Genomic DNA, 21,297 nt, shown 5'->3' with positions numbered 1-21,297 from the left:
TCTCCTAAAGATTCGTTACGACTAGCGAAATTGCGCGAGGAACCGCAAGTCGTTGTCGAAGAACAGACGCAAGTCGTTCACGCCGTAACGCAGCATGGCCAGACGCTCAACGCCCATGCCGAAGGCAAAGCCCGAGAACTCTTCCGGGTCGATCCCGGACATGCGCAGCACGTTGGGGTGAACCATGCCGCAGCCCATCACTTCCAGCCAGCCGGTCTGCTTGCAGACGCGGCAGCCTTTACCGCTGCACATCACGCATTCCATGTCGACTTCGGCGGAAGGCTCGGTGAACGGGAAGAACGATGGACGGAAACGCACCGCCAGCTCTTTCTCGAAGAACACCCGCAGGAACTCTTCGATGGTGCCTTTGAGGTCGGCGAAATTGATATCGCGATCGACCAGCAGGCCTTCGACCTGGTGGAACATCGGCGAGTGGGTAATATCGGAGTCGCTGCGGTACACACGGCCTGGGCAGACGATGCGGATCGGCGGCTTGTTCGCTTCCATGGTGCGGACCTGTACCGGCGAGGTATGGGTGCGCAACAACATGTTCGCGTTGAAATAGAAGGTGTCGTGCATCGACCGGGCCGGGTGATGGCCTGGGATGTTGAGCGCCTCGAAGTTGTGATAGTCGTCTTCGACCTCAGGGCCTTCGGCGATGCCGTAGCCGATATGGGTGAAGAACTGCTCGATACGTTCCAGAGTCCGGGTGATCGGATGCAGACCGCCCGAGGCCTGGCCACGGCCAGGCAAGGTTACGTCAATGGACTCGGCGGCGAGCTTGGCCGAAAGTTCGGCCTCCTCGAGCGACGCCTTGCGCGCATTGAGAACCTCTGTGACACGCTCCTTGGCGACGTTGATCAGCGCACCGACTTGCGGACGCTCTTCAGCCGGCAAATTCCCCAGGGTCTTCATCACCTGAGTCAATTCACCCTTTTTGCCAAGGTAGTGAACCCGGATTTGCTCCAGGGCATTGATATCTTCAGCGCTTTGCACAGCCTCAAGAGCTTGAGCGACGAGCGCGTCCAGGTTTTCCATGTACAGACTCCAGATACAAAATAGGGGAAGAGCTTGAAGGCTCTTCCCCTATTTATGACGTTTAACACCTTGGGCCACAGGAGTAGCCCAGGGTGACTGTCGGGGGTACTTAAGCCAAGGTGGCTTTAGCTTTCTCGACAATCGCAGCAAACGCCGCTTTTTCGTTCACTGCCAGATCAGCCAGAACCTTACGGTCGATCTCGATGGACGCTTTTTTCAGGCCAGCGATGAAACGGCTGTAGGACAGACCGTTAACACGAGCACCAGCGTTGATACGAGCGATCCACAGAGCGCGGAACTGACGTTTTTTCTGACGACGGTCACGGTAGGCGTATTGGCCTGCCTTGATTACCGCTTGCTTGGCAACACGGAATACGCGTGAACGCGCGCCGTAGTAGCCTTTAGCAAGTTTCAGAATTTTTTTGTGACGCTTACGGGCAATGACGCCACGCTTTACACGAGCCATGAGTTACTTCCTCTATTCTTGATCCAAAAATTAACGAAGGCGCAGCATGCGCTCGACTTTTGCCACGTCAGACGGATGCAGCAAGCTGCTACCGCGCAGTTGACGCTTACGCTTGGTCGACATTTTGGTCAGGATGTGGCTCTTGAAAGCGTGCTTGTGCTTGATACCGTTAGCAGTTTTCAGAAACCGCTTAGCAGCACCACTTTTAGTCTTCATCTTTGGCATGTTCGGATACTCCGCATTCAGTTGATAAACATAATCAGAAGGCCTGCCGTGCCCTATTGATTACTTCTTCTTTTTCGGGGCGATGACCATGATCAGTTGGCGTCCTTCCATCTTAGGATGCTGTTCGACCGAACCGTACTCGAGCAGGTCAGCTTCAACCCGCTTGAGGAGTTCCATCCCCAGCTCCTGGTGGGCCATCTCACGGCCGCGGAATCGCAAGGATACCTTGGCCCTGTCCCCATCACTCAGGAAACGTACCAGGTTGCGCAGTTTTACCTGGTAATCCCCTTCCTCCGTCCCTGGACGAAACTTGATTTCTTTTACTTGAATCTGCTTCTGGTTCTTCTTCGCCGCAGCAATCTGCTTCTTCTTTTCGAAGATCGACTTGCCGTAGTCCATCACCCGGCAAACAGGTGGGACTGCGTCGGCGGAAATTTCCACCAGGTCCAGTTTGGACTCTTCAGCGATACGAAGCGCTTCATCAATCGAGACGATGCCAATCTGCTCGCCGTCAGCGCCAATTAACCGAACCTCGCGTGCCGAGATATTCTCGTTGATCGGGGCTTTCGGTGCAGCTCGTTTATCTTGTCTCATTTCACGCTTAATAATAATTACTCCGAATCTGGGCGACCACGCCGGGAAACCGCTTGCGCGAGGAACTCAGCGAACTGGGCGACGGGCATCGAGCCCAGGTCAGCACCTTCACGAGTACGCACAGCGACAGTCTGCATCTCGACTTCCCGATCTCCGATAACCAAAAGATAGGGAACCTTGAGCAAAGTATGCTCGCGGATTTTAAAGCCGATCTTTTCATTTCTCAAGTCGGACTTGGCACGAAATCCGCTTTCGTTGAGAGTTTTTTCAACTTCAGCAGCAAAATCGGCCTGTTTATCAGTGATATTCATGATCACTGCCTGAGTCGGAGCCAACCACGCGGGGAATGCGCCCTCGTAGTGCTCGATCAGGATACCGACGAACCGTTCGAACGAGCCGAGGATCGCCCGGTGCAGCATAACCGGGTGTTTACGGCTGTTGTCTTCGGAGACGTATTCGGCTCCCAGACGGATCGGCAGGTTAAAATCGAGCTGCAAAGTACCACATTGCCAGACACGACCAAGACAATCTTTCAGCGAAAACTCGATTTTCGGACCGTAGAAGGCGCCCTCACCCGGCTGCAGATCATACGCAAGGCCCGCGCTGTCTAGCGCAGCGGCCAGTGCGGCTTCGGCGCGATCCCACAATTCATCGGAACCGACGCGTTTTTCCGGACGAGTGGACAGCTTCATTTCGACTTCGGTAAAGCCGAAATCGCGATAAACGTCCATGGTCAGCTTGATGAACGCAGCAGACTCGGCCTGCATCTGCTCTTCGGTGCAGAAGATGTGGGCGTCGTCCTGAGTGAAGCCGCGCACGCGCATGATGCCGTGCAGCGCACCCGACGGCTCGTTGCGGTGGCAGGCACCGAACTCGGCCAGGCGCATCGGCAACTCGCGATAGCTCTTCAGGCCTTGGTTGAACACCTGCACGTGGCAAGGGCAGTTCATCGGCTTGATGGCGTAGTCGCGGTTTTCCGACTGGGTAGTGAACATGTTGTCGGCGTAGTTGGCCCAGTGCCCGGATTTCTCCCACAGGCTGCGGTCAACAACCTGGGGAGTCTTGATCTCCAGGTAGCCGTTTTCGCGCTGAACCTTGCGCATGTACTGCTCGAGCACCTGATACAGGGTCCAGCCGTTCGGGTGCCAGAACACCATGCCCGGCGCTTCTTCCTGGAGGTGGAACAGGTTCAGGCGCTTGCCGATCTTGCGGTGGTCGCGCTTCTCGGCTTCTTCGATGCGCTGGACGTAGGCGGCCAGCTGCTTCTTGTCAGCCCAGGCCGTGCCGTAGATCCGCTGCAGTTGCTCGTTCTTCGCGTCGCCGCGCCAGTAGGCGCCGGACAGCTTGGTCAACTTGAACGATTTGAGGAAACGCGTGTTCGGCACGTGCGGGCCACGGCACATGTCGACGTATTCTTCGTGGTAGTACAGGCCCATGGCCTGTTCGTCCGGCATGTCTTCCACCAGGCGCAGCTTGTAGTCTTCGCCACGGGCAGTGAACACGTCGATCACTTCGGCGCGCGGCGTGACTTTCTTGATCACGTCGTAATCTTTTTCGATCAGCGCGTGCATGCGCTGTTCGATCGCGGCCAGATCGTCCGGAGTAAAAGGACGCTCGTAGGCGATGTCATAATAGAAGCCATCGTCGATGACCGGGCCGATCACCATTTTCGCCGTCGGGTACAACTGCTTGACCGCGTGGCCAATCAGGTGTGCGCAAGAGTGGCGAATGATCTCCAGCCCCTCTTGATCCTTGGGCGTGATGATTTGCAGGCTGGCATCGGCGGTGATCAGGTCGCTGGCGTCAACCAGCTTGCCGTCGACCTTGCCGGCCACGGTGGCCTTGGCCAGGCCGGCACCAATGGATGCGGCGACCTCGGCTACGGAAACCGAATGATCGAATGAACGTTGACTGCCATCGGGAAGAGTAATAGTTGGCATGGCGCCTCCTCTCCTAGTGGTGACCCCTACCAAAGGTCACGTGGGTTGGGATGAGCCAGTACAAGATCCAATACCAGGCCGTTCAGTGATGAACGCCTGCCTTACAGCGGCAGGAGCCTTTCGGCCAACCGGTGATCGAACCAGAGTGACTGGAGTGGACAAAAAGAAACATGGCAAGGCGGCATTTGGCGCGCCCGGAAATAGCCAAGCACACGATGCTAGCACAGATGAACGGTCATCGCGCCCACGGCGCCACAGCCAATAACAAATTCCCGCTTTTCTTTTATAGCGGCAAAAGTGAACTTGAGCTGTACGTCCCCCGTCAAATCCGCCGAGAATCGCCATTCGTCCTCACGACTTTAGGAGCATTTAATGATGCGTTTTTCCTCGACCTTCGCGCTTGCAGCATCCCTTACCCTTCTCTCCCTCGGCGCACAGGCCGCCGCTCCTTCGAACTGGCCTGCGGGCGCCAGGGACGCATTCGTCAAAGACTGCAGCTCAGCCGCCAGCCAGAACGTGGACATCAAAACCGCCAAAGCACACTGCGAATGCGGCGCCGACAAGATCAATGCTGAATTGAGCACCGCGGAAATCAAGGAACTCATGACCAACCAGAACGCGAGCCAGGCGCTTAAAAACAAAGCAGTCTCGGCTATTTCGTCCTGCAAAGTCGTGAAGAAAAAGTAAGAATCGCTGCAATTCGGATGGCAGTTTTTCGGTAAAAACCCTCTTAAAACTGCCATTTCGCACAAAATACACAGCTTTTACGGCTTTTTTTACCAGCTGATATTTCGTGCGAAAGCCCCGTAGATCGGGGCTTTCAGCCAACCGAAGGACTAAACCCGGGGCTATTGATTAGCAAACAGTGCCTTGGGGGGGCTCCCAAGCCGAACATTTCGACTATGATAGCCCTGTGTGCCCAGTTGGCCTGAGCAGCACAGCACTACTGAAAATATATGTTTCTTGGAGATACACCATGTCTAATCGCCAAACCGGCACCGTTAAATGGTTCAACGATGAAAAAGGCTTCGGCTTCATCACTCCTCAAGGTGGCGGTGACGACCTGTTCGTACACTTCAAAGCTATCGAAAGCGACGGTTTCAAAAGCCTGAAAGAAGGCCAAACCGTTTCCTTCGTGGCTGAGAAAGGCCAAAAGGGTATGCAAGCTGCACAGGTTCGCGGCGAGTAATTCTCCGCTGAGCTAAAAAAACCCCGTCCATGTGACGGGGTTTTTTATGGGCGCTGCAAAAGCCTGTGGCTATCAGCCGCAATTGACCCGGGTGATCACCAGGTTATCGTCGGTGTTGAGGTTAAGGCGGTCGGAGCGGTATTCCAGGGTGATCATATCGTTAGGCTTGAGAATTCGGGCGTTCTGCGCACCGGCACGGGTACGCGCTTGCTCCAGCAACTGGGGCGAGGCTTTCTGGCCGATCGTGAACTCGGCGGCCTTCGCCTCACAGCGGCTATGACCGGCATCGGTCACGGCGGCATCTTTGGCTGGCTCAGAGGTACCCGGGGTGCTGCAACCCGCCAACGCGAGTGCCGCCAACAAAGTACCGAATGATGCGAGCTTCCAAGGCATGAAGCCTCCTATGATAAAAAATGGACAGAGATCGTGCGACAGCGATCAGGCGGATTGGTTTCAAGACGTAAATCGCCTGCTGGCAAGTCTGCCTGACTCAGGGCAGGCATTCGCCCGATCAATCGTCACCAGATATGAACGAATTCAGTAGATGTCGATGTAGTCAAACGGTGGCTTAGGCCAGTTCTGCTTCAAGGCATTGAAAATCTGTGTGACCCAGACCTCATCGCTGGCGGCCACGTTTCCGACGTAACCGGAGCCCTTGGCCCAGGTTTCCAGGCGAAACAGCAACCCATCGATATCGACGCCGCCGACGGCCTTGCCGGAGGAGATGTAGGCAATACCTGCCCTGGTGACTCGCAATTGAGTGTGTTCATCATCACTGGCACTGGCAAGCAGTTGGCGCACGGCGGCCAATGTCAGGTTCTCGGGGTTGTTCAAGTCGATCTGCACGCGGTGTTCCCCGGTCATTAAAACAGGCTGACAGTGTCGCACACTGCTTGCCTCATTTCGAAATACCTCATGCGTAAGTAGCAGTGCCAAACGCCGTACAAAATGCTTAACTGCCGACGTAAGAACCGCGTTTTAGCGCATCACCCCGTACTTCCAGCTCGTGAGACACCCATGACCACCGTAACGCTCCAAGCCGACATCAAAGCCAAGTGGCCCCAAGGGCAGAGTTCCTACAGCCCCGGAAGCCCGGAAGAATTGGCGATCATCGGTATCGACCTGTTGGTCAAGGAGTTGGGCACCCAGGCCGCGCAAGCGTTCATTGGCCAGGTTTTCGAGAAATACCCGGCCGATCACATGGGCGCACACAACCCCGGGCGCGATTAAGCACCGGCCGGCGAGCACCGACCGGCAATCACCTTACTTCAGGCGCGCCAGGCGCTCGGTCAACAGATCGAAAAAGCCCTGGGCGTCGCCATTCTCAACCCAGAACACATTCTTTTCCTGCTTCAGGCCGTCATACCAATCGACGATGGTCTGGCCAAAGGTCGGCCCTTCGCGGCTGTCCACCACCATATTGGCCTGACGCCCGCTGAACAACGAAGGCTTGAGCAGATACGCGATGACTGTGGCGTCATGCACCGGGCCGCCAGGAATGCCGTAGTGCTCCATATCGCCTTTGACGTATTCATTGAGAATATCGCCGACGACTTTGCTCGCGTTGTTGTTGATGTCGGCGATCTTCTTCAGGCGCGCTTCACTGGTCAGCACCTTGTGGGTCACGTCCAACGGCAGATAGGTCAGCTTGACGCCACTCTTGAGCACAATCTCGGCCGCGACCGGGTCGGCGAACAGGTTGAACTCGGCCACCGGCGTGATATTGCCGCCGTTGAAGTGCGCGCCGCCCATCACCACCACTTCCTTGATGCCCTGGGTGATCTCAGGCGCCTGGGTCAGCGCCAACGCCAGGTTGGTCTGCGGGCCAAGCATGGCGATGGTGATGCTGTGCGGCTTGGCGGTGCTCAGCGTCTTGATCAGGTAATCAACGGCATTGCCTTCGGCCAGGGCCTTTTTCGGCTCATGTACGGCGACACCGGAAATGCCTTCCTTGCCATGGATATTTTCGGCGTAGATCGGCGTGCGCAGCAGCGGTTTCGGCGCGCCCGCGTACACCGGGATGTCCTCTCGCCCCGCCCATTCACGAGCCAGGCGCGCGTTACGCGAGGTCTTGTCCAGGCGCACATTGCCGGCGACGGTGGTCAGCGCCCGAATGTTCAACTCCTCCGGGGAGGCCATGGCAAACAGCAAGGCAACTACATCGTCGGCACCTGGGTCGGTGTCGATGATCAGGTCGATTTTTTCCGCCGCTTGGGCGCTCACTGCGGTGAGTGCAGACAAAAGCAAAACACTCCGGAACAGATTTCTCAGGGTTGGAAGATTACGCGGCATGAAACACTCCTTGTCGTTGGGGAACTCTAGAACGTGACGCCGGACACCAGTGCGATATTGCAATAAGGCTGGCACTCGCCCGTGCGGACAATGGCACGCGCGCTGCGGCTCAGTTGCTTGAATGCGTCATGACTGAGCAGACGCCGCTCGCCGAGCGCCGCCTGGTCGGTCAGGGCATTGAGTGCGCTGAGCGCCGGCGGCTGCTTGAGCAGGATTTCTTCGGCCAGCACGTGGCTTTCCACCTGCATTTCGCTGAGCACAATGCGCAAGGTGCTGATGAAGTCGGGAATGCCCTGGGTCAGGGCCAAGTCGATCAACTCGACGCCCGACGGCACGGGCAGGCCAGCATCGCCGATAACCAGGATATCGCCATGCCCGAGGGAGGCGATCAGGCGTGACAGGGCGATATTGAGCAGCGGTGTCTTTTTCATGAGGGCACAAAACCTTGAACGTCGTGCAGCGTAGGAATAGAGGGTTGCGCGCCGGCGCGGGTGACTGACAGCGCGGCCGCCACCTGACCAAAACGAATCGCCTCGGCTTCGCTTTTGCCATGGGCCAGCGCTGCGGCAAAACCGCCGACGAACGTGTCGCCGGCAGCCGTGGTGTCCACCGCCTTGACGTTGGGTGCTGCCAGGTGCTCAACACGGTTGCCATCGCTGAACAGCGCGCCCTGAGCGCCGAGGGTGATGATCACTTTAGCTGCGCCGGCCTTGATCAACTGCGCCGCGGCGAGCTTGGCGCTGTCCAGGGAGTCCACCGTCACGCCGCTCAGGGCGGTGGCTTCGCTTTCGTTGGGGATCAGGTAATCGATCGAGGCATACCACTGCGCCGGCAAAGGACCACTGGCCGGGGCCGGATTGAGGATCACCGTCTTGCCCAGTTCACGCCCGCGCTTGAGCGCATACCCGACGGTCTCCAGCGGCACTTCAAGCTGACAGACGATTACGTCGGCGGCCTGCAACACCGCATCAGCCGCCTGCAACGAAGCGGGCGTCAGCTCACCGTTACTGCCGGCAACGATCACGATCGCGTTCTGGCTGCTGTCGTCCACCACAATCAACGCCACACCGCTGGACCCGTCGACACGGCTCACAGCCTGGCAATCGATGCCTTCGACCAGCAACGCATCGCGCAATTGGATGCCGTAGGCGTCAGAGCCGATGCAGCCGATCATCGCCACCTCAGCCCCCAGCCGCGCCGATGCGACGGCCTGGTTCGCGCCCTTGCCGCCGGGGACGGTGGAGAACGATTGGCCGATCAGGGTTTCACCGGCGCGGGGCAACCGGCTGGCGCGGGTGACCAGGTCCATGTTCAAGCTGCCTACTACCACTACTTTTGCTGGCATACATCAGTACTCATCAATTCGGTTCAGCGGTATTGCGCGAATACACCGGCAAGTGGCGCCGTCGACTCACGCAAGACAATACTCGGCGTCACGATGCGTTGATCGATCGGCAGTTGGGGGGTCGCAATTCGTCGCAGTAACAACTCGGCCGCCGTCTCGCCCAATTGCACGATCGACTGCCCGACCGTGGTCAGCGCCGGGTACACGTAACGGCCCATTTGGATGTCATCGAAGCCGATCACCGACAATTCGCTCGGCACGCGGATGTTGCGCTCGGCTGCCGCACGCAACACGCCGAAACCGATCATGTCGTTGCTGGCGAAAATCGCACTCGGCGGGTTTTCCGACAGCAACTTCACTGCCGCGGCATAACCGCCGGTGCTGGTGAAGTCGCTTTCCAGGGTGCGATTGGCGGCAACGTCGATACCCGCCTCGCGCAAAGCGCGGTGATACCCCGCCAGACGCATTTGTGCCACACGGGTATGGCCGGGGCCGCCGATGCAGGCGATGTCCCGATGGCCCAGTTCAAGTAAATGCCGGGTCGCCAGGTAGGCGCCCTGCTCGTGATCTATACGCACCAGGTCGACATCAATACCGTCCAACGCCCGGTCGACAATCACCATGGGCGTGCGGACCGCGCTCAAGCCCGCGGCCAGGCCGCTGTCGTCGCCGCCCACCGAGGTCACGATCAAGCCATCGACGCGCTTTTCCAGCAACACTCGCAAATAGCTGCGTTGCTTTTCGGCGTTATCGTCGGAGTTGCAGAGGATCACGCAATAGCCATTACGCTCGCAGTAATCCTCGATCCCCCGGGCCAGCTCGGCGAAATACGGGTTGAGGCTGTTGGGCACAAGCAGGCCGATAGTGGCGGTGGTCTTGGCCTTGAGCGAACGCGCCACGGCGCTGGGCACATAGTCCAGTTGCTTGATCGCCGCTTCCACCTTGAGGCGCACCGGCTCGCTGACCGGGCGCGTCTTGTTCACCACATGCGACACGGTGGTGTAGGAAATACCTGCAAGTGCTGCCACATCCTTAATCGTCGCCATGGTTCAGCCCCGCCGACTGGCGCGTTGACTGCGGTAGGTATCGAGGACCACGGCAATCACGATCACGGCCCCGGTGATGATGCGCTTGGTGGGTTCGGTGGCACCGATCTGCGCCAGGCCAGCCGCCAATACCGAAATAATCAACACACCGAAGAACGTACTGATCACCGAGCCGCGCCCGCCCATCAGGCTGGTGCCGCCGATCACCACGGCCGCGATCACTTGCAGTTCCAGGCCGGACCCGGCGTTCGGGTCTGCCGCCTCCAGGCGCGATATCTGGAACAGCGCCGCAACACCCGCCAGCAGGCCCATCAGGCTGAACACCAGGATCTTGTAAGGTTTGGGATTGATCCCGGCCAGACGCACGGCTTCTTCATTGGTACCGATACCGATCAAGTAACGGCCGAACACCGTGCGAGTCAACACCAGTTGGGCGACGACGATCACCAGCAAAGCGATGATGAACGAAGGCGAAATCCCGAAGGCGATCGGATTGGACAGCCAGGCAAAGGAGTCACCGATATAAGCCGTGCGCGAGCCGGTCATCTGGTACGCCACGCCGCGTGCCATTTCCAGTACGCCAAGGGACACGATGAACGACGGAATCCGCCAGGCCACGGTGATCGAGCCGGTGATGGTGCCGGCCAACGCGGCGCAGCCCATGCCGAGCACGGCGGCCGGCAACACGCTCCAGCCCCAGCCGAGAATCGCCACGCTGACCGCCGACGCCGCCAGCGCCAGCACCGAGCCCACCGATAGGTCGATTCCGCCGATGATCAGGATGAAGGTCATGCCCACCGCCAGCACCATCAGGTCCGGGATCTGGTTGGCCAGGGTGCTGAAGGTGTCGTAGGACAAGAAGTGATCGCTGAGCACCGAAAACAGCGCAATCATCGCCAGCAACGCACCCGCCAGCCCCAGGTAGGTGCCCAGGCCGTAAAAGTTACCGCCTGCTTTAGCAGGGGAAGTTGTTGTTTTCATTGGGCATCCCTAAGCGCTGCGTCATTGAGCAGCGCGTCACGTTTCTGATAGCCGGCGAAGGCGGCAGCGAGCAATTCATCCTGGGTCCAGCGGTCGCGCTCGAAGGTCTCGATCAACCGCCCGGCAGAGAGCACGCCGATGCGGTCACAGATCAACATCAGTTCGCGCAGGTCGCTGGACACCACCACCAGTGCTTTGCCCTGGCGGGTCAACTCGCCGAGCAAGGCGTAAATGTCGAACTTGGCCCCCACGTCGATGCCACGGGTCGGCTCATCGAACAGCATCACCGAGCAGTCGCGCTCCAGCCAGCGGCCAATCACAACTTTCTGCTGATTACCGCCGGACAATTCGGACACCAACTGCGCCGGACTGGAACTGCGGATACGCATGGCATCGATCTGACGCTTGGCCAGGGCGGTTTCGTCGCGACTATTTACCACACCGCCGCCGGAAATTTCCGGCATGTTGCCCAAGGCGATATTCGCGCTGATGGATTGCGTCAGCAGCAGGCCTTCGCCCTTGCGGTCTTCGGTGATCAGGGCGATGCCGTGGCCCACTGCGTCGACCGGCGAGCGAATGCTCACCACTTGGGCCGGCGACCCCAGGGCAATGGTGCCGCTGTCGGCCAGGTCGGCACCGAAGATCAGGCGCAGCAATTCCGTGCGGCCGGCGCCGATCAGGCCGGAGATGCCATAGATCTCGCCGGCACGCACTTCAAAGGAGACGTCGCGGACCTTGTCCGCACGGGTCAGCCCTTTCACCGTCAAGGCCGGGCCGCCGATGGTACGGGGCCCCAGATCAATGTGCTCGCCCAGCTCGCGGCCGACCATCAAGGTCACCAGTTGCTCGCTGTTGTAATTGGCCATCGGCTCGACGCAGACCAGTTTGCCGTCACGCAGTACTGCAATGCGTTGGGCGACACGGGCCAACTCTTCGAGCCGGTGTGAAATATAAATGATCGCCACGCCCCGGGCCTGCAGGCGGGTGATTTGCTCAAACAGCATCTCGACTTCACGGGCGGTCAACATAGCCGTGGGTTCGTCGAGAATCAGCACATGGCAGTCGCCGATCAGGTTGCGGGCGATCTCGACCATTTGCTGATGGCCGATACCCAGGCTGCCGACCAGGGTGTCCGGGTCGATCGCATCCAGGCCGACCTGCGCCATCGCTTCGATCGCCGCGCTACGCAGCTGCTTGCGGCTGATCCAGCCACAGTGGCTGGGCAAGTTGTCCAGGAACAGGTTTTCGGCCACTGTCAGCGTCGGCAGCAGGTTGAGTTCCTGCATGACCATCCGCACGCCCAGCTCTTCGGCCTGGGTGCGACTGCCGGGGCGGTAGTCCTGACCGTTGAATTGCATGTGCCCGGTGGTCGGTGTGACCAACCCGCCGATAATCTTCGACAAGGTACTTTTGCCTGCGCCGTTTTCACCGGTCAGCGCCAGCACTTCCCCGCGATTGAGCGTCAAGGTGATGTCGGACAGAACCGGCTGGGCATAGGTCTTACCGATACCGCTGACCGAGAGGACAGCGTTCGGGGCGGAAGATGACATAGGAAAATCTCCAGGCGTCCGCTCAGGGTGAGCGGACGCTGTTGGGTGCAGCCGGGATTACTTCTTGAGGACGAGTTCGACCGGGGTTTCGATCACGCCGTCTTGAGCGTCGACCTTCTCACCCTTGACCAGCTTGAGCGCGTTCTGGATACCGAACACGGCCTGCTGTGCCGCGGCCTGGTCGGCGGTCGCCAGGACACGGCCGTCCTGCAGCATCGGCTTGATCGCGGCGATGTTGTCGTAGCCTACGACCAGAACCTTGCCGGCTTTGCCTGCCGCACGCACAGCCGAGACGGCGCCCAGGGCCATGTTGTCGTTACCGGCCAACAGCGCCTTGAGGTCGGGGTATTCGCTCAGCATCGCAGAGGCGACCTTCTGGCCCTGGTCGATTTCCCAGTTGCCCGATTGGGTGGAGACGATTTTCATGCCGCCCGCGTCCATCGCATCCTTGTAGCCTGCGGTGCGCTGCTGCGCGTTGGTAGTGGTCGGTACGCCTTCGATGATGCCGACCTTGTCACCCGCGGCCAGTTGCTTGGCCAGGTAATCACCCACCAGCTTGGAGCCTTTGCGGTTGTCCGGGCCGACGAAGGGAATATCGAGGTTTTTGCTTTTCAGCACGCCCGGGTCCAGGCGGTTATCGATGTTGACGACCTTGATGCCGGCATCGGAGGCTTTTTTCAGCACGGTGACCAGTGCCTTGGAGTCAGCCGGTGCGATGACGATGGCGTTCACTTTGGCGAGGATCATCTGGTTGACGATATCGATCTGCGCGCTGGTATCGGTTTCGTTCTTGATACCGTTGGTGATCATGTCGAAATCAGCGGCGTGGGACTTCTGGTAGTCCTTCGCGCCCTCTTGCATGGTGACGAAGAATTCATTGGCAAGGGATTTCATCACCAGGCCGACCTTGGGTTTGGCGGCGGTGTCGGCGGCGAATGCAGAAGAGAGAGGCAGAGCAGCAGATGCGGCGGCAAGCACAGCGACAGCAAGAAGACGTCCAGCGAATGGCAGCTTCATGGGTTCACTCCGATCTTATGATTATTGGGAGCAACGCTTGCACCGAAGAACACTTCGGCAGCCCACCCACCCGGGTGACTGATACGAGCTTTCAAGACGTTCAGGGCGCACCCGCGAAACATCTCGCAAACGTTTGCGTTAAACAAACTATGAGAACCTTGCCAGGATTTGTCAACGGAAGAAAACCGCCCTCCACCCAAGCCCTCTAGCGCCTGCGTTCCAGCCTGTCTCGCGGGGTTATTAAACATCACCGTCGCCGGATCGTTCTCTAAAACGACAGGCAGTGCCGCCGATGTCATACGCCTCCGGCGACTATCCCGTCATTATTTTCGGACAACCGAACGCAACAGCCACGCTTTGTTCGGAAAGCCGGACAAGTGCATGGACAAACCGTCTTAAAGATAAATTTAATTTGTTTTAAATCAACAGCTTAGATAATAAACACGGAGACGTTCAGGCTGGTACAAATCCTGCTCCCTTCCTGCACCTCGAGGCGTTCAGAACCGCCCGAGCGCTCTAGATGAACTTGCTACCGCACTCATCAAAAACCAGAGAGAAAAATAATGAAATCTGCACTGAAGACCTTTGTTCCGGGCGCACTCGCCCTCCTGCTGCTGTTCCCCGTTGCCGCTCAGGCAAAAGAAGTCGAAACCAAAGCCAAACTCTCTAACGTGGTGATCCTCGCCACCGGCGGCACCATTGCCGGCGCCGGCGCCAGCACCGCTAACAGCGCCACCTACCAGGCAGCCAAAGTCGGCATCGAGCAATTGATCGCCGGTGTTCCCGAGCTTAGCCAGATCGCCAATGTGCGCGGCGAGCAAGTCATGCAAATTGCCTCCGAAAGCATCAATAACGAAAACCTGCTGCAATTGGGTCGCCGCGTCGCCGAACTGGCTGACAGCAAGGACGTCGACGGCATCGTGATCACCCACGGCACCGATACCCTGGAAGAAACCGCTTACTTCCTGAACCTGGTGGAAAAAACCGACAAACCCATCATTGTTGTCGGCTCGATGCGCCCAGGTACCGCCATGTCGGCAGACGGCATGCTCAACCTGTACAACGCCGTCGCCGTCGCCGGCAGCAAGGATGCCCGCGGCAAGGGCGTGCTGGTGACCATGAACGACGAGATCCAGTCGGGTCGCGACGTGAGCAAGATGGTCAACATCAAGACCGAAGCGTTCAAGAGCCCATGGGGCCCGTTGGGCATGGTGGTTGAAGGCAAATCCTACTGGTTCCGCCTGCCGGCCAAGCGTCACACCATGGACTCCGAGTTCGACATCAAGACCATCAAGAGCCTGCCCGACGTCGAAATTGCCTACGGCTACGGCAACGTAAGCGACACTGCCGCCAAAGCCCTGGCCCAGGCCGGCGCCAAAGCCATCATCTTTGCAGGCACCGGCAACGGTTCGGTGTCCTCCAAGGTCGTCCCGGCCCTGCAGGAACTGCGCAAGCAAGGCGTGCAGATCATTCGCTCGTCCCACGTGAATGCCGGCGGTTTCGTGCTGCGCAACGCCGAACAGCCTGACGACAAGTACGACTGGGTGGCTGCCCACGACCTGAACCCACAGAAAGCGCGGATTCTGGCGATGGTTGGCCTGACCAAGACCCAGGACAGCAAAGAGCTGCAACGGATGTTCTGGGAATACTGATTCCTGGTAACACCTGTGCAGGGGCGGATTCGCCCGCCCCTGCTTCCCCGCAAAACCCTCGCTACATATCTCCCCGCCCTACATCAATTCGCTTGAATCACTGTCAGACGAGCTTGTTGAATTTTAAGCAGTTGCGAAATCGCCTACAGTTAAATACTGTATGCACGTACAGCTTACTAAGGAATACTCCGTGGCAAAGTCCTCTTCCGCAGCGCCAACCCCGCCTGATGCTTACGAACGCCTGGCCCTTCGTGTGCAAAAGATCATCAATTCGACCAACGCCCAGAAAGCCAAGGCAGCCTTGATCTTCCGCCTGCCGGATGAACCGGAGGACGAATGGCAACGTCTGCTGGAGGAAATTGCAGAGAACGACAACGTCACACTCGCCTACCGGGACGACGGTGGCGTGCAGATTTTCTGGGTTGTGCCGAAGGAAGATTGATTCAATGAGTGTCCGTTTTACTGCTGTGTTTTTGTGCCTATTTTTTGCCGTCGCCGCCCACGCCCAAGCGCCCCGAACGTTCAGCGAAGCCAAGAAAATCGCCTGGAAGCTCTACGCACCACAATCCACCGAGTTCTATTGCGGCTGCAAATACACGGGCAACCGCGTAGACCTGAAAGCCTGCGGCTACATCCCACGCAAAAACGCCAGCCGCGCCGCGCGCATCGAGTGGGAACATATCGTGCCGGCCTGGCAGATCGGGCATCAGCGCCAGTGCTGGCAGAATGGCGGGCGCAAGAACTGTACGCGGTATGACGACGTGTTCAAACGCGCCGAAGCCGACCTGCACAACCTCGTGCCGAGCATCGGCGAGGTCAATGGCGACCGGAACAACTTCAGTTTTGGCTGGCTGCCGGTGCAAAGCGGGCAGTACGGTTCATGCCTGACCCAGGTCGACTTCAAGGCCAAGAAGGTGATGCCGCGTCCGTCCATTCGCGGGATGATCGCACGGACGTATTTTTACATGAGTAAACAATACGGCTTGCGCCTGTCGAAACAGGATCGCCAACTGTACGAAGCCTGGAACAAGACCTATCCGGTGCAGACCTGGGAGCGCCAACGCAATCAGACGGTAGCCTGCGTGATGGGGCGCGGCAACGAGTTCGTCGGCCCGGTGAATCTGAAAGCCTGCAACTGAAACCGAGCGGGAAAAATCGGTATTTTCCCGCCCAATCGGCCGGTTACTGCGCGACCTTGTGTTCGATGATCTGCGACTCGGTGTCGTTTTTCTTGGCACGGGCAAGTTTTTCCGTCAGCAAGGCCTGCTTGGCTTCAGCCTCGGCCCTGGTTTGGAATGGCCCCAACAGCACCACATCCTTGCCGTCTTCCTTCACGATATAAAAATTGAAACCATGCTCCAGCAACCAGGCGGTCAGGTCGGTGATCGCCTGCAGCTTGTGATCCGGCGGGCCCACGCGCAGGTCCCACTCCTGAGCGGCAATCGCACCGGTTTGCGGCTGGCTTTCAGTCACGGCGGGCTTGGCCCTGGGCTCTTCGACACGTTTGCCTTCACCGCAACCGGCCAATGCCAACACTGCCATTGCCATCGCTACTTTACGCACTGCCCTGCTCCTTTAAGGATAAAGAGGCAACTTTATCATCCACTGTCTATTCTGGCCGTCATAAACGTTGGGTTAAACAATGCGAATCATGTATCGCAGACCTGTATGATGACGCCATGGGAATTAATGTCGCCTCTATGCGTCCTAAAAGAGGCAGTCACAGGGAAGCGCTTAGCAGTAAGCTACACACATCCGACACCTGCCCTGTCTGAAACATGTGTCCTTAAAAGTAATCAAGGAGAAGTCCATGCTGATACTCACCCGTAAAGTTGGTGAAAGCATAAACATCGGTGATGACATTACGATCACCATCCTGGGCGTCAGCGGCCAGCAAGTACGAATCGGCATCAATGCACCGAAGGATGTTGCCGTGCATCGCGAGGAAATCTACCAGCGCATCCAGGCCGGCCTGACGGCGCCGGACAAAAACCAGACGCCTTGAAGCGCCTTCAGTAGCCAGCCTTTTCGTTCACGGTCACGGCTGGCGAAAACCCTATTGGCCTGCTCGCGTTCTTTTCGCGTTCAGCGTATCCAGTCCTTTCATCGTCGCTAAAAAGATGAAACTGTCATTACGCCCGGAACTTGTTACATGATTTGCAGCCGAACCTCGTGAGAACCTCTTCCGCCATACGAGTGCACTCAGGAGCACATCGATGAGGCCTAGCACGAAGCGACCTTTTGCCGCCCGTTCCTGGATGATCGCCCTGTTCATCGGGCTCGTCTTTGCGGGATTGGAATGCGGCTTGAGGTTCGAAATCAAAGACATCTACGTCACCGATGTGCCGTCGTGGCTGGACTTGACGCTGTTGCTCGGCGGCTACCTGTTTGTGTTCTGCCTCAAGCCGATCCAGAAAACCGTCCAGCGCAAAATGTGCCAGCGCGCAGCTCCCGGCGAACACCGGAGAACTACCCGCTGACGGCTGATGCCTGGCTATCAGATCGCCGGTATTTACAGCCCTGCAGCAGCACCTATGCTTGGCCTTGCACGGTCGGCTGAAAGGCGTTGAAACAGATGGACACCCTGAGCAAATCCCAAATCGAATCTGCACTGGCATCGCGCTTGCCCAGCTATAAGGTCGTCTGCACATTACATGCTGACGGCACCCTCTCAGCCATTCTCAGCGGCCCGAACACCGACCACTTCGCAATCACCGGCATCGTGCGCGCGCACTATCGCGGCGAAGAAGCGATTGCCCGACTTGCCAATGAGATACTCAGAGAGATGGTGCTGTCGCGCCAGGGCGTGAAAAATTATCCGTTGCACACGCCCGGCGCCCCAGGCACGTGTGAAGAAGGCCACGGCCGATAGAACGCGCAGCCTGTTCCCCTCACTCCATTCGGCGCTCGACGCGCAGCAGGCCTTCAGCGTCGCGCCGCACCTGAAACTGCTCATACCCGTCGATCCAGGCATGCGCAGTCACCATGGGTGTCAGGTGCGTCGAGGTCACGACCATCACATCCGCGCCCGCCGCCTCCCCCGCTCGGATCCCCACCGTCGCATCTTCGAATACCAGGCAGTCCTGGGCCGCGACACCCAGACGTTGCGCACCCAGCCTATAGCAGGCGGGATCCGGCTTGCCGTTGGCGACATCCTCGGCCGTCACCCACACCGCCGGCGGACTGATGCCCGCCGCCTGCAGGCGCCGCAGCGCCAACTCCCTGGGAGCGGACGTCACCAACGCCCATTGATCGCTGGGCACATCATTCAAGAACGCAACGGCGCCGGGAATCGCCACCACACCCTCGACATCATTCAGCTCAGCCTCGGTGATCCATTGCGCCTCAGCCTCAGGATCGACCCCAGGCAACGCCTGACGCCTGATCGTATCGATCGCCCGTGCGCCATGAATGGTGGTCAGGAACGCCGCCACATCCAGGCCATGACGTTCAGCCCAGATACTCCACACCCGTTCGGCAGCCGCAATGGAGTTGAGCAAGGTGCCATCCATATCGAACAGGAAGGCGCGATAACGCTGGGCAAATACGGCTGAACCGGGGATGGGCACGGTGTGGCTTCCTCGCAGGCGACGACAAAAATAGACTCGAGGCAATCTACGGATCACCTCGACGCTTGTAAACGCCAACAGCGCTCACGCGACGCATCCACGGCGCTACAGCGGCAGCGCCCAGGGCGGGGCGACGTGTTTCGAGTGGTTTTTTCCAAGGCGGGAGAATTGTCGCTGCAGACCGACAAACCGTGGGGGGGGGGTGATCGCCTTGTGTCGGCCCGGCGTGAAGATTCTCATTCAGCCACTACACTCAACAATGCAACCCCACGTTCTGTGCATCGTTCAGGGCAATATTGCCGACAAAGAGGCTAGCCACTATGTACGCCGGACAAACGCATATGGAAACGTTCAATGGCGAAATTCTCGGCCAGATGCTCGTCCAGATCATCTGTCTGCTAGCGGTGGCTCAGCTTTTCTTCTGATCGCCCGCTTCACCGTCCGCCGCGAACGGGGCGTGGCGAAACTGCGCGCAAATTTCAGGCGCACACAAAAAAGGGCCCACCTTTCGGTGAGCCCTTCTAGACCGCCCAGCAGAGCGGATTTTGTTTGGTAGGCGCGATTGGACTCGAACCAACGACCCCCACCATGTCAAGGTGGTGCTCTAACCAACTGAGCTACGTGCCTGCTGTGAGGCGGCATTCTACGGAATTCCGGAGGGCTGTCAACATCTTTTTTGCAGCTAACCCTATGAATATGCGAATTTTTTATTTTCGGCCCGTACACCCGTATTTTTCGGGCGGCTGGCAGGCAATTTTCAACTCAGGTAGGATCGGGGCACTCGTAAAAAATATAAAACAGAGGTTCCAGGATGGCGAACACCCCCTACCCCCAGTCGTATTACGCCGCGTCGGCGAATGCGGCTCCGCCTCGCCCAGTGCTGCAAGGTGAAGTCGAAACCGATGTGTGCGTGATCGGTGCTGGCTACACCGGACTCTCCAGCGCGCTGTTTCTGCTGGAGAACGGTTTTCGCGTGACAGTCCTGGAGGCAGCCAAGGTGGGGTTTGGCGCGTCTGGCCGCAACGGCGGGCAGATCGTCAACAGCTACAGCCGCGATATCGATGTGATCGAGCGCAGCGTCGGGCCGAAGCAGGCGCAGTTGCTGGGACAGATGGCGTTCGAGGGCGGCAGGATCATTCGTGAGCGGATCGCCAAGTACCAGATTCAGTGCGATCTGAAGGACGGTGGAGTATTCGCCGCGCTGAACAGCAAGCACATGGGTCACCTGGAGTCGCAGAAGCGCTTGTGGGAGCGTTATGGCCATACGCAGCTGGAGTTGCTGGACGAGCGGCGCATCCGCGAGGTGGTGGCCTGTGACAATTACGTCGGCGGCCTGCTGGACATGAGCGGCGGACATATCCACCCGCTCAACCTGGCGCTGGGCGAAGCAGCAGCCGTAGAGTCCCTCGGCGGCACGATTTATGAGCAGTCAGCCGCATTGCGTATCGAGCGCGGCGCCAACCCAGTGGTACACACCGCCGAGGGCAAGGTCAGGGCGAAGTTCATCATCGTCGCCGGCAATGCCTACCTGGGGAACCTGGTGCCGGAATTGGCGGCCAAATCGATGCCGTGCGGCACGCAGGTGATCACCACCGCACCGCTGGGGGACGAACTGGCCAAAACGCTATTGCCACAGGACTACTGCGTCGAAGATTGCAACTACCTGCTCGACTACTACCGCCTGACCAGTGACAAACGCCTGATCTTCGGCGGTGGCGTGGTCTATGGCGCGCGGGACCCGGCCAATATCGAAGCAATCATCCGCCCGAAGATGCTCAAGGCCTTCCCGCAACTCAAGGATGTGAAGATTGACTACGCCTGGACCGGCAATTTCCTGCTGACCCTGTCGCGCTTGCCGCAAGTCGGTCGCCTGGGCGACAACATCTATTACTCCCAAGGCTGCAGCGGCCACGGCGTGACGTACACGCACCTGGCGGGCAAGGTACTGGCAGAGGCCCTTCGAGGCCAGGCAGAGCGTTTTGACGCGTTTGCCGACCTGCCGCACTACCCGTTCCCCGGCGGGCAACTGTTGCGCACGCCGTTTGCCGCGATGGGCGCCTGGTATTACGGGCTACGGGATAAGCTGGGGTTCTGATGGGAAGGCTTGCCTGGGATGCTGGCACGGCGCACTCAGCCGACATCATCGCAGGCAAGCTTGCGTCCACAGGGGCTGAGGTAGCTTGCCGACACGCGCTGATCAATGCTGAATCGCAGACACAAAAAACCCCGGTCTTTCGACCAGGGTCTTTGCTATCGGGTCAAAGGCAGCCAACGGCTTTCTTTGTGCTGCAAGGCGTTCAGTGGGCCTTGAAGCAGATATGGCGCAGCGGACGGGACTCGAACCCGCGACCCCCGGCGTGACAGGCCGGTATTCTAACCGACTGAACTACCGC

Annotated in this window: 26 protein-coding genes and 1 tRNA gene; 10 read left to right on the top strand and 17 right to left on the bottom strand. The window is 58.6% G+C overall.

Features of this window, described 5'->3' with window-relative positions; translation table 11 throughout:
* Nucleotides 1–21: 21 nt before the first annotated feature.
* The 5 genes from pheS to thrS form a co-directional block, all read right to left on the bottom strand.
* Nucleotides 22–1,038 (bottom strand): phenylalanine--tRNA ligase subunit alpha, encoded by a 1,017-nt coding sequence (gene pheS / locus AC07W0_RS21970; protein ID WP_017847666.1) that lies wholly within the window; start codon nucleotides 1,036–1,038, stop codon nucleotides 22–24.
* A 109-nt stretch (nucleotides 1,039–1,147) separates the two neighbouring features.
* A complete protein-coding gene (gene rplT, locus AC07W0_RS21965; RefSeq protein ID WP_002553161.1) occupies nucleotides 1,148–1,504 on the bottom strand; it encodes a 50S ribosomal protein L20 in 357 nt (118 codons plus the stop codon).
* A gap of 30 nt (nucleotides 1,505–1,534) precedes the next feature.
* The gene (gene rpmI / locus AC07W0_RS21960; protein WP_002553160.1) at nucleotides 1,535–1,729 is read right to left on the bottom strand and encodes a 50S ribosomal protein L35; all 195 of its coding nucleotides are present in this window, start codon (nucleotides 1,727–1,729) and stop codon (nucleotides 1,535–1,537) included.
* Nucleotides 1,730–1,789: 60 nt separating this feature from the next.
* Entirely contained in the window at nucleotides 1,790–2,341 is a 552-nt protein-coding gene (infC, locus tag AC07W0_RS21955) for a translation initiation factor IF-3 (RefSeq protein WP_169850653.1), read from the bottom strand.
* Complete coding sequence (thrS, locus tag AC07W0_RS21950) at nucleotides 2,341–4,263, bottom strand: threonine--tRNA ligase (RefSeq protein WP_017847667.1); 1,923 nt, start codon at nucleotides 4,261–4,263, stop codon at nucleotides 2,341–2,343. Before thrS ends, infC begins: the two co-directional genes overlap by 1 nt.
* Nucleotides 4,264–4,635: 372 nt before the next feature.
* Between thrS and AC07W0_RS21945 the strand changes: the two genes are divergently transcribed.
* Together AC07W0_RS21945 and AC07W0_RS21940 are read left to right on the top strand one after the other, a co-directional pair.
* A complete protein-coding gene (locus AC07W0_RS21945) occupies nucleotides 4,636–4,950 on the top strand; it encodes a hypothetical protein (RefSeq protein WP_082118816.1) in 315 nt (104 codons plus the stop codon).
* A 289-nt stretch (nucleotides 4,951–5,239) separates the two neighbouring features.
* Nucleotides 5,240–5,452, top strand: a complete 213-nt coding sequence (locus AC07W0_RS21940; protein ID WP_003234260.1) for a cold-shock protein — start codon at nucleotides 5,240–5,242, stop codon at nucleotides 5,450–5,452.
* 72 nt (nucleotides 5,453–5,524) lie between these two features.
* On the opposite strand, the gene AC07W0_RS21935 is transcribed toward AC07W0_RS21940, so the two are convergent.
* Both AC07W0_RS21935 and AC07W0_RS21930 read right to left on the bottom strand, forming a co-directional pair.
* On the bottom strand, nucleotides 5,525–5,845 hold the full coding sequence (locus tag AC07W0_RS21935) for an I78 family peptidase inhibitor (RefSeq protein ID WP_017847669.1): 321 nt from the start codon (nucleotides 5,843–5,845) through the stop codon (nucleotides 5,525–5,527).
* A 144-nt stretch (nucleotides 5,846–5,989) separates the two neighbouring features.
* Complete coding sequence (locus AC07W0_RS21930) at nucleotides 5,990–6,298, bottom strand: hypothetical protein (RefSeq protein ID WP_026140116.1); 309 nt, start codon at nucleotides 6,296–6,298, stop codon at nucleotides 5,990–5,992.
* Nucleotides 6,299–6,469: 171 nt separating this feature from the next.
* Between AC07W0_RS21930 and AC07W0_RS21925 the strand changes: the two genes are divergently transcribed.
* On the top strand, nucleotides 6,470–6,682 hold the full coding sequence (locus AC07W0_RS21925) for a hypothetical protein (protein WP_017847671.1): 213 nt from the start codon (nucleotides 6,470–6,472) through the stop codon (nucleotides 6,680–6,682).
* Between the two features lie 33 nt (nucleotides 6,683–6,715).
* Here AC07W0_RS21925 and AC07W0_RS21920 read toward each other — a convergent pair whose 3' ends face one another.
* From AC07W0_RS21920 to AC07W0_RS21890, 7 genes are read right to left on the bottom strand one after another with little or no spacing between them, the layout of a single operon-like run.
* Entirely contained in the window at nucleotides 6,716–7,744 is a 1,029-nt protein-coding gene (locus AC07W0_RS21920; RefSeq protein WP_046382653.1) for a nucleoside hydrolase, read from the bottom strand.
* A gap of 26 nt (nucleotides 7,745–7,770) precedes the next feature.
* Nucleotides 7,771–8,175, bottom strand: a complete 405-nt coding sequence (gene rbsD, locus AC07W0_RS21915) for a D-ribose pyranase (protein ID WP_017847673.1) — start codon at nucleotides 8,173–8,175, stop codon at nucleotides 7,771–7,773.
* Entirely contained in the window at nucleotides 8,172–9,089 is a 918-nt protein-coding gene (rbsK, locus tag AC07W0_RS21910) for a ribokinase (RefSeq protein ID WP_026140118.1), read from the bottom strand. The genes rbsD and rbsK overlap by 4 nt, the downstream gene beginning before the upstream one ends.
* A 23-nt stretch (nucleotides 9,090–9,112) precedes the next feature.
* The gene (locus AC07W0_RS21905) at nucleotides 9,113–10,135 is read right to left on the bottom strand and encodes a LacI family DNA-binding transcriptional regulator (RefSeq protein WP_046486747.1); all 1,023 of its coding nucleotides are present in this window, start codon (nucleotides 10,133–10,135) and stop codon (nucleotides 9,113–9,115) included.
* A 3-nt stretch (nucleotides 10,136–10,138) separates the two neighbouring features.
* Complete coding sequence (locus AC07W0_RS21900; protein WP_102618315.1) at nucleotides 10,139–11,116, bottom strand: ABC transporter permease; 978 nt, start codon at nucleotides 11,114–11,116, stop codon at nucleotides 10,139–10,141.
* On the bottom strand, nucleotides 11,113–12,666 hold the full coding sequence (locus AC07W0_RS21895; protein WP_102618314.1) for a sugar ABC transporter ATP-binding protein: 1,554 nt from the start codon (nucleotides 12,664–12,666) through the stop codon (nucleotides 11,113–11,115). The genes AC07W0_RS21900 and AC07W0_RS21895 overlap by 4 nt, the downstream gene beginning before the upstream one ends.
* 57 nt (nucleotides 12,667–12,723) lie before the next feature.
* Nucleotides 12,724–13,683: a sugar ABC transporter substrate-binding protein gene (locus tag AC07W0_RS21890; RefSeq protein ID WP_102618313.1), complete on the bottom strand. Its 960-nt coding sequence runs from the start codon at nucleotides 13,681–13,683 to the stop codon at nucleotides 12,724–12,726.
* A gap of 563 nt (nucleotides 13,684–14,246) precedes the next feature.
* Here AC07W0_RS21890 and AC07W0_RS21885 point away from each other — a divergent pair.
* The 3 genes from AC07W0_RS21885 to AC07W0_RS21875 all read left to right on the top strand — a co-directional run bounded on the left by AC07W0_RS21885 (nucleotide 14,247) and on the right by AC07W0_RS21875 (nucleotide 16,474).
* The gene (locus AC07W0_RS21885; RefSeq protein ID WP_017847679.1) at nucleotides 14,247–15,335 is read left to right on the top strand and encodes an asparaginase; all 1,089 of its coding nucleotides are present in this window, start codon (nucleotides 14,247–14,249) and stop codon (nucleotides 15,333–15,335) included.
* A gap of 190 nt (nucleotides 15,336–15,525) precedes the next feature.
* Nucleotides 15,526–15,777: a DUF1654 domain-containing protein gene (locus AC07W0_RS21880; protein WP_017847680.1), complete on the top strand. Its 252-nt coding sequence runs from the start codon at nucleotides 15,526–15,528 to the stop codon at nucleotides 15,775–15,777.
* Between the two features lie 4 nt (nucleotides 15,778–15,781).
* Nucleotides 15,782–16,474: an endonuclease gene (locus AC07W0_RS21875; protein WP_017847681.1), complete on the top strand. Its 693-nt coding sequence runs from the start codon at nucleotides 15,782–15,784 to the stop codon at nucleotides 16,472–16,474.
* A 43-nt stretch (nucleotides 16,475–16,517) separates the two neighbouring features.
* Here AC07W0_RS21875 and AC07W0_RS21870 read toward each other — a convergent pair whose 3' ends face one another.
* Nucleotides 16,518–16,898: a hypothetical protein gene (locus tag AC07W0_RS21870; protein ID WP_026140121.1), complete on the bottom strand. Its 381-nt coding sequence runs from the start codon at nucleotides 16,896–16,898 to the stop codon at nucleotides 16,518–16,520.
* A gap of 247 nt (nucleotides 16,899–17,145) precedes the next feature.
* On the opposite strand from AC07W0_RS21870, the gene csrA reads away from it, so the two are divergent.
* The 3 genes from csrA (at nucleotide 17,146) to AC07W0_RS21855 (ending at nucleotide 18,207) form a co-directional block, all read left to right on the top strand.
* Nucleotides 17,146–17,340 (top strand): carbon storage regulator CsrA, encoded by a 195-nt coding sequence (gene csrA / locus AC07W0_RS21865; protein ID WP_003192511.1) that lies wholly within the window; start codon nucleotides 17,146–17,148, stop codon nucleotides 17,338–17,340.
* 211 nt (nucleotides 17,341–17,551) lie between these two features.
* A complete protein-coding gene (locus AC07W0_RS21860) occupies nucleotides 17,552–17,815 on the top strand; it encodes a hypothetical protein (RefSeq protein ID WP_017847683.1) in 264 nt (87 codons plus the stop codon).
* 95 nt (nucleotides 17,816–17,910) lie between these two features.
* Complete coding sequence (locus tag AC07W0_RS21855) at nucleotides 17,911–18,207, top strand: hypothetical protein (protein ID WP_017847684.1); 297 nt, start codon at nucleotides 17,911–17,913, stop codon at nucleotides 18,205–18,207.
* Between the two features lie 19 nt (nucleotides 18,208–18,226).
* Here AC07W0_RS21855 and AC07W0_RS21850 read toward each other — a convergent pair whose 3' ends face one another.
* Nucleotides 18,227–18,904: an HAD family hydrolase gene (locus AC07W0_RS21850; protein ID WP_017847685.1), complete on the bottom strand. Its 678-nt coding sequence runs from the start codon at nucleotides 18,902–18,904 to the stop codon at nucleotides 18,227–18,229.
* A 550-nt stretch (nucleotides 18,905–19,454) separates the two neighbouring features.
* Nucleotides 19,455–19,531: transfer RNA gene (locus tag AC07W0_RS21845), tRNA-Val, on the bottom strand.
* A 184-nt stretch (nucleotides 19,532–19,715) separates the two neighbouring features.
* Here AC07W0_RS21845 and AC07W0_RS21840 point away from each other — a divergent pair.
* Complete coding sequence (locus AC07W0_RS21840) at nucleotides 19,716–20,999, top strand: NAD(P)/FAD-dependent oxidoreductase (protein ID WP_017847687.1); 1,284 nt, start codon at nucleotides 19,716–19,718, stop codon at nucleotides 20,997–20,999.
* The last annotated feature ends 298 nt before the right edge of the window (nucleotides 21,000–21,297 follow it).

Source organism: Pseudomonas sp. GW704-F2 (genome assembly GCF_059423025.1).
The sequence above is the reverse complement of the archived record's forward strand: the minus strand, read 5'-3'. Positions and strand labels throughout refer to the sequence as shown.

Coding starts and splice junctions, on each gene's coding strand:
- pheS (WP_017847666.1), bottom strand. CDS start 1,038: ATGGAAAACCTGGACGCGCTCGTCGCTCAAGCTCTTGAGGCTGTGCAA.
- rplT (WP_002553161.1), bottom strand. CDS start 1,504: ATGGCTCGTGTAAAGCGTGGCGTCATTGCCCGTAAGCGTCACAAAAAA.
- rpmI (WP_002553160.1), bottom strand. CDS start 1,729: ATGCCAAAGATGAAGACTAAAAGTGGTGCTGCTAAGCGGTTTCTGAAA.
- thrS (WP_017847667.1), bottom strand. CDS start 4,263: ATGCCAACTATTACTCTTCCCGATGGCAGTCAACGTTCATTCGATCAT.
- AC07W0_RS21945 (WP_082118816.1), top strand. CDS start 4,636: ATGATGCGTTTTTCCTCGACCTTCGCGCTTGCAGCATCCCTTACCCTT.
- AC07W0_RS21940 (WP_003234260.1), top strand. CDS start 5,240: ATGTCTAATCGCCAAACCGGCACCGTTAAATGGTTCAACGATGAAAAA.
- AC07W0_RS21935 (WP_017847669.1), bottom strand. CDS start 5,845: ATGCCTTGGAAGCTCGCATCATTCGGTACTTTGTTGGCGGCACTCGCG.
- AC07W0_RS21925 (WP_017847671.1), top strand. CDS start 6,470: ATGACCACCGTAACGCTCCAAGCCGACATCAAAGCCAAGTGGCCCCAA.
- AC07W0_RS21920 (WP_046382653.1), bottom strand. CDS start 7,744: ATGCCGCGTAATCTTCCAACCCTGAGAAATCTGTTCCGGAGTGTTTTG.
- rbsD (WP_017847673.1), bottom strand. CDS start 8,175: ATGAAAAAGACACCGCTGCTCAATATCGCCCTGTCACGCCTGATCGCC.
- rbsK (WP_026140118.1), bottom strand. CDS start 9,089: ATGCCAGCAAAAGTAGTGGTAGTAGGCAGCTTGAACATGGACCTGGTC.
- AC07W0_RS21905 (WP_046486747.1), bottom strand. CDS start 10,135: ATGGCGACGATTAAGGATGTGGCAGCACTTGCAGGTATTTCCTACACC.
- AC07W0_RS21900 (WP_102618315.1), bottom strand. CDS start 11,116: ATGAAAACAACAACTTCCCCTGCTAAAGCAGGCGGTAACTTTTACGGC.
- AC07W0_RS21895 (WP_102618314.1), bottom strand. CDS start 12,666: ATGTCATCTTCCGCCCCGAACGCTGTCCTCTCGGTCAGCGGTATCGGT.
- AC07W0_RS21890 (WP_102618313.1), bottom strand. CDS start 13,683: ATGAAGCTGCCATTCGCTGGACGTCTTCTTGCTGTCGCTGTGCTTGCC.
- AC07W0_RS21885 (WP_017847679.1), top strand. CDS start 14,247: ATGAAATCTGCACTGAAGACCTTTGTTCCGGGCGCACTCGCCCTCCTG.
- AC07W0_RS21875 (WP_017847681.1), top strand. CDS start 15,782: ATGAGTGTCCGTTTTACTGCTGTGTTTTTGTGCCTATTTTTTGCCGTC.
- csrA (WP_003192511.1), top strand. CDS start 17,146: ATGCTGATACTCACCCGTAAAGTTGGTGAAAGCATAAACATCGGTGAT.
- AC07W0_RS21860 (WP_017847683.1), top strand. CDS start 17,552: ATGAGGCCTAGCACGAAGCGACCTTTTGCCGCCCGTTCCTGGATGATC.
- AC07W0_RS21855 (WP_017847684.1), top strand. CDS start 17,911: ATGGACACCCTGAGCAAATCCCAAATCGAATCTGCACTGGCATCGCGC.
- AC07W0_RS21840 (WP_017847687.1), top strand. CDS start 19,716: ATGGCGAACACCCCCTACCCCCAGTCGTATTACGCCGCGTCGGCGAAT.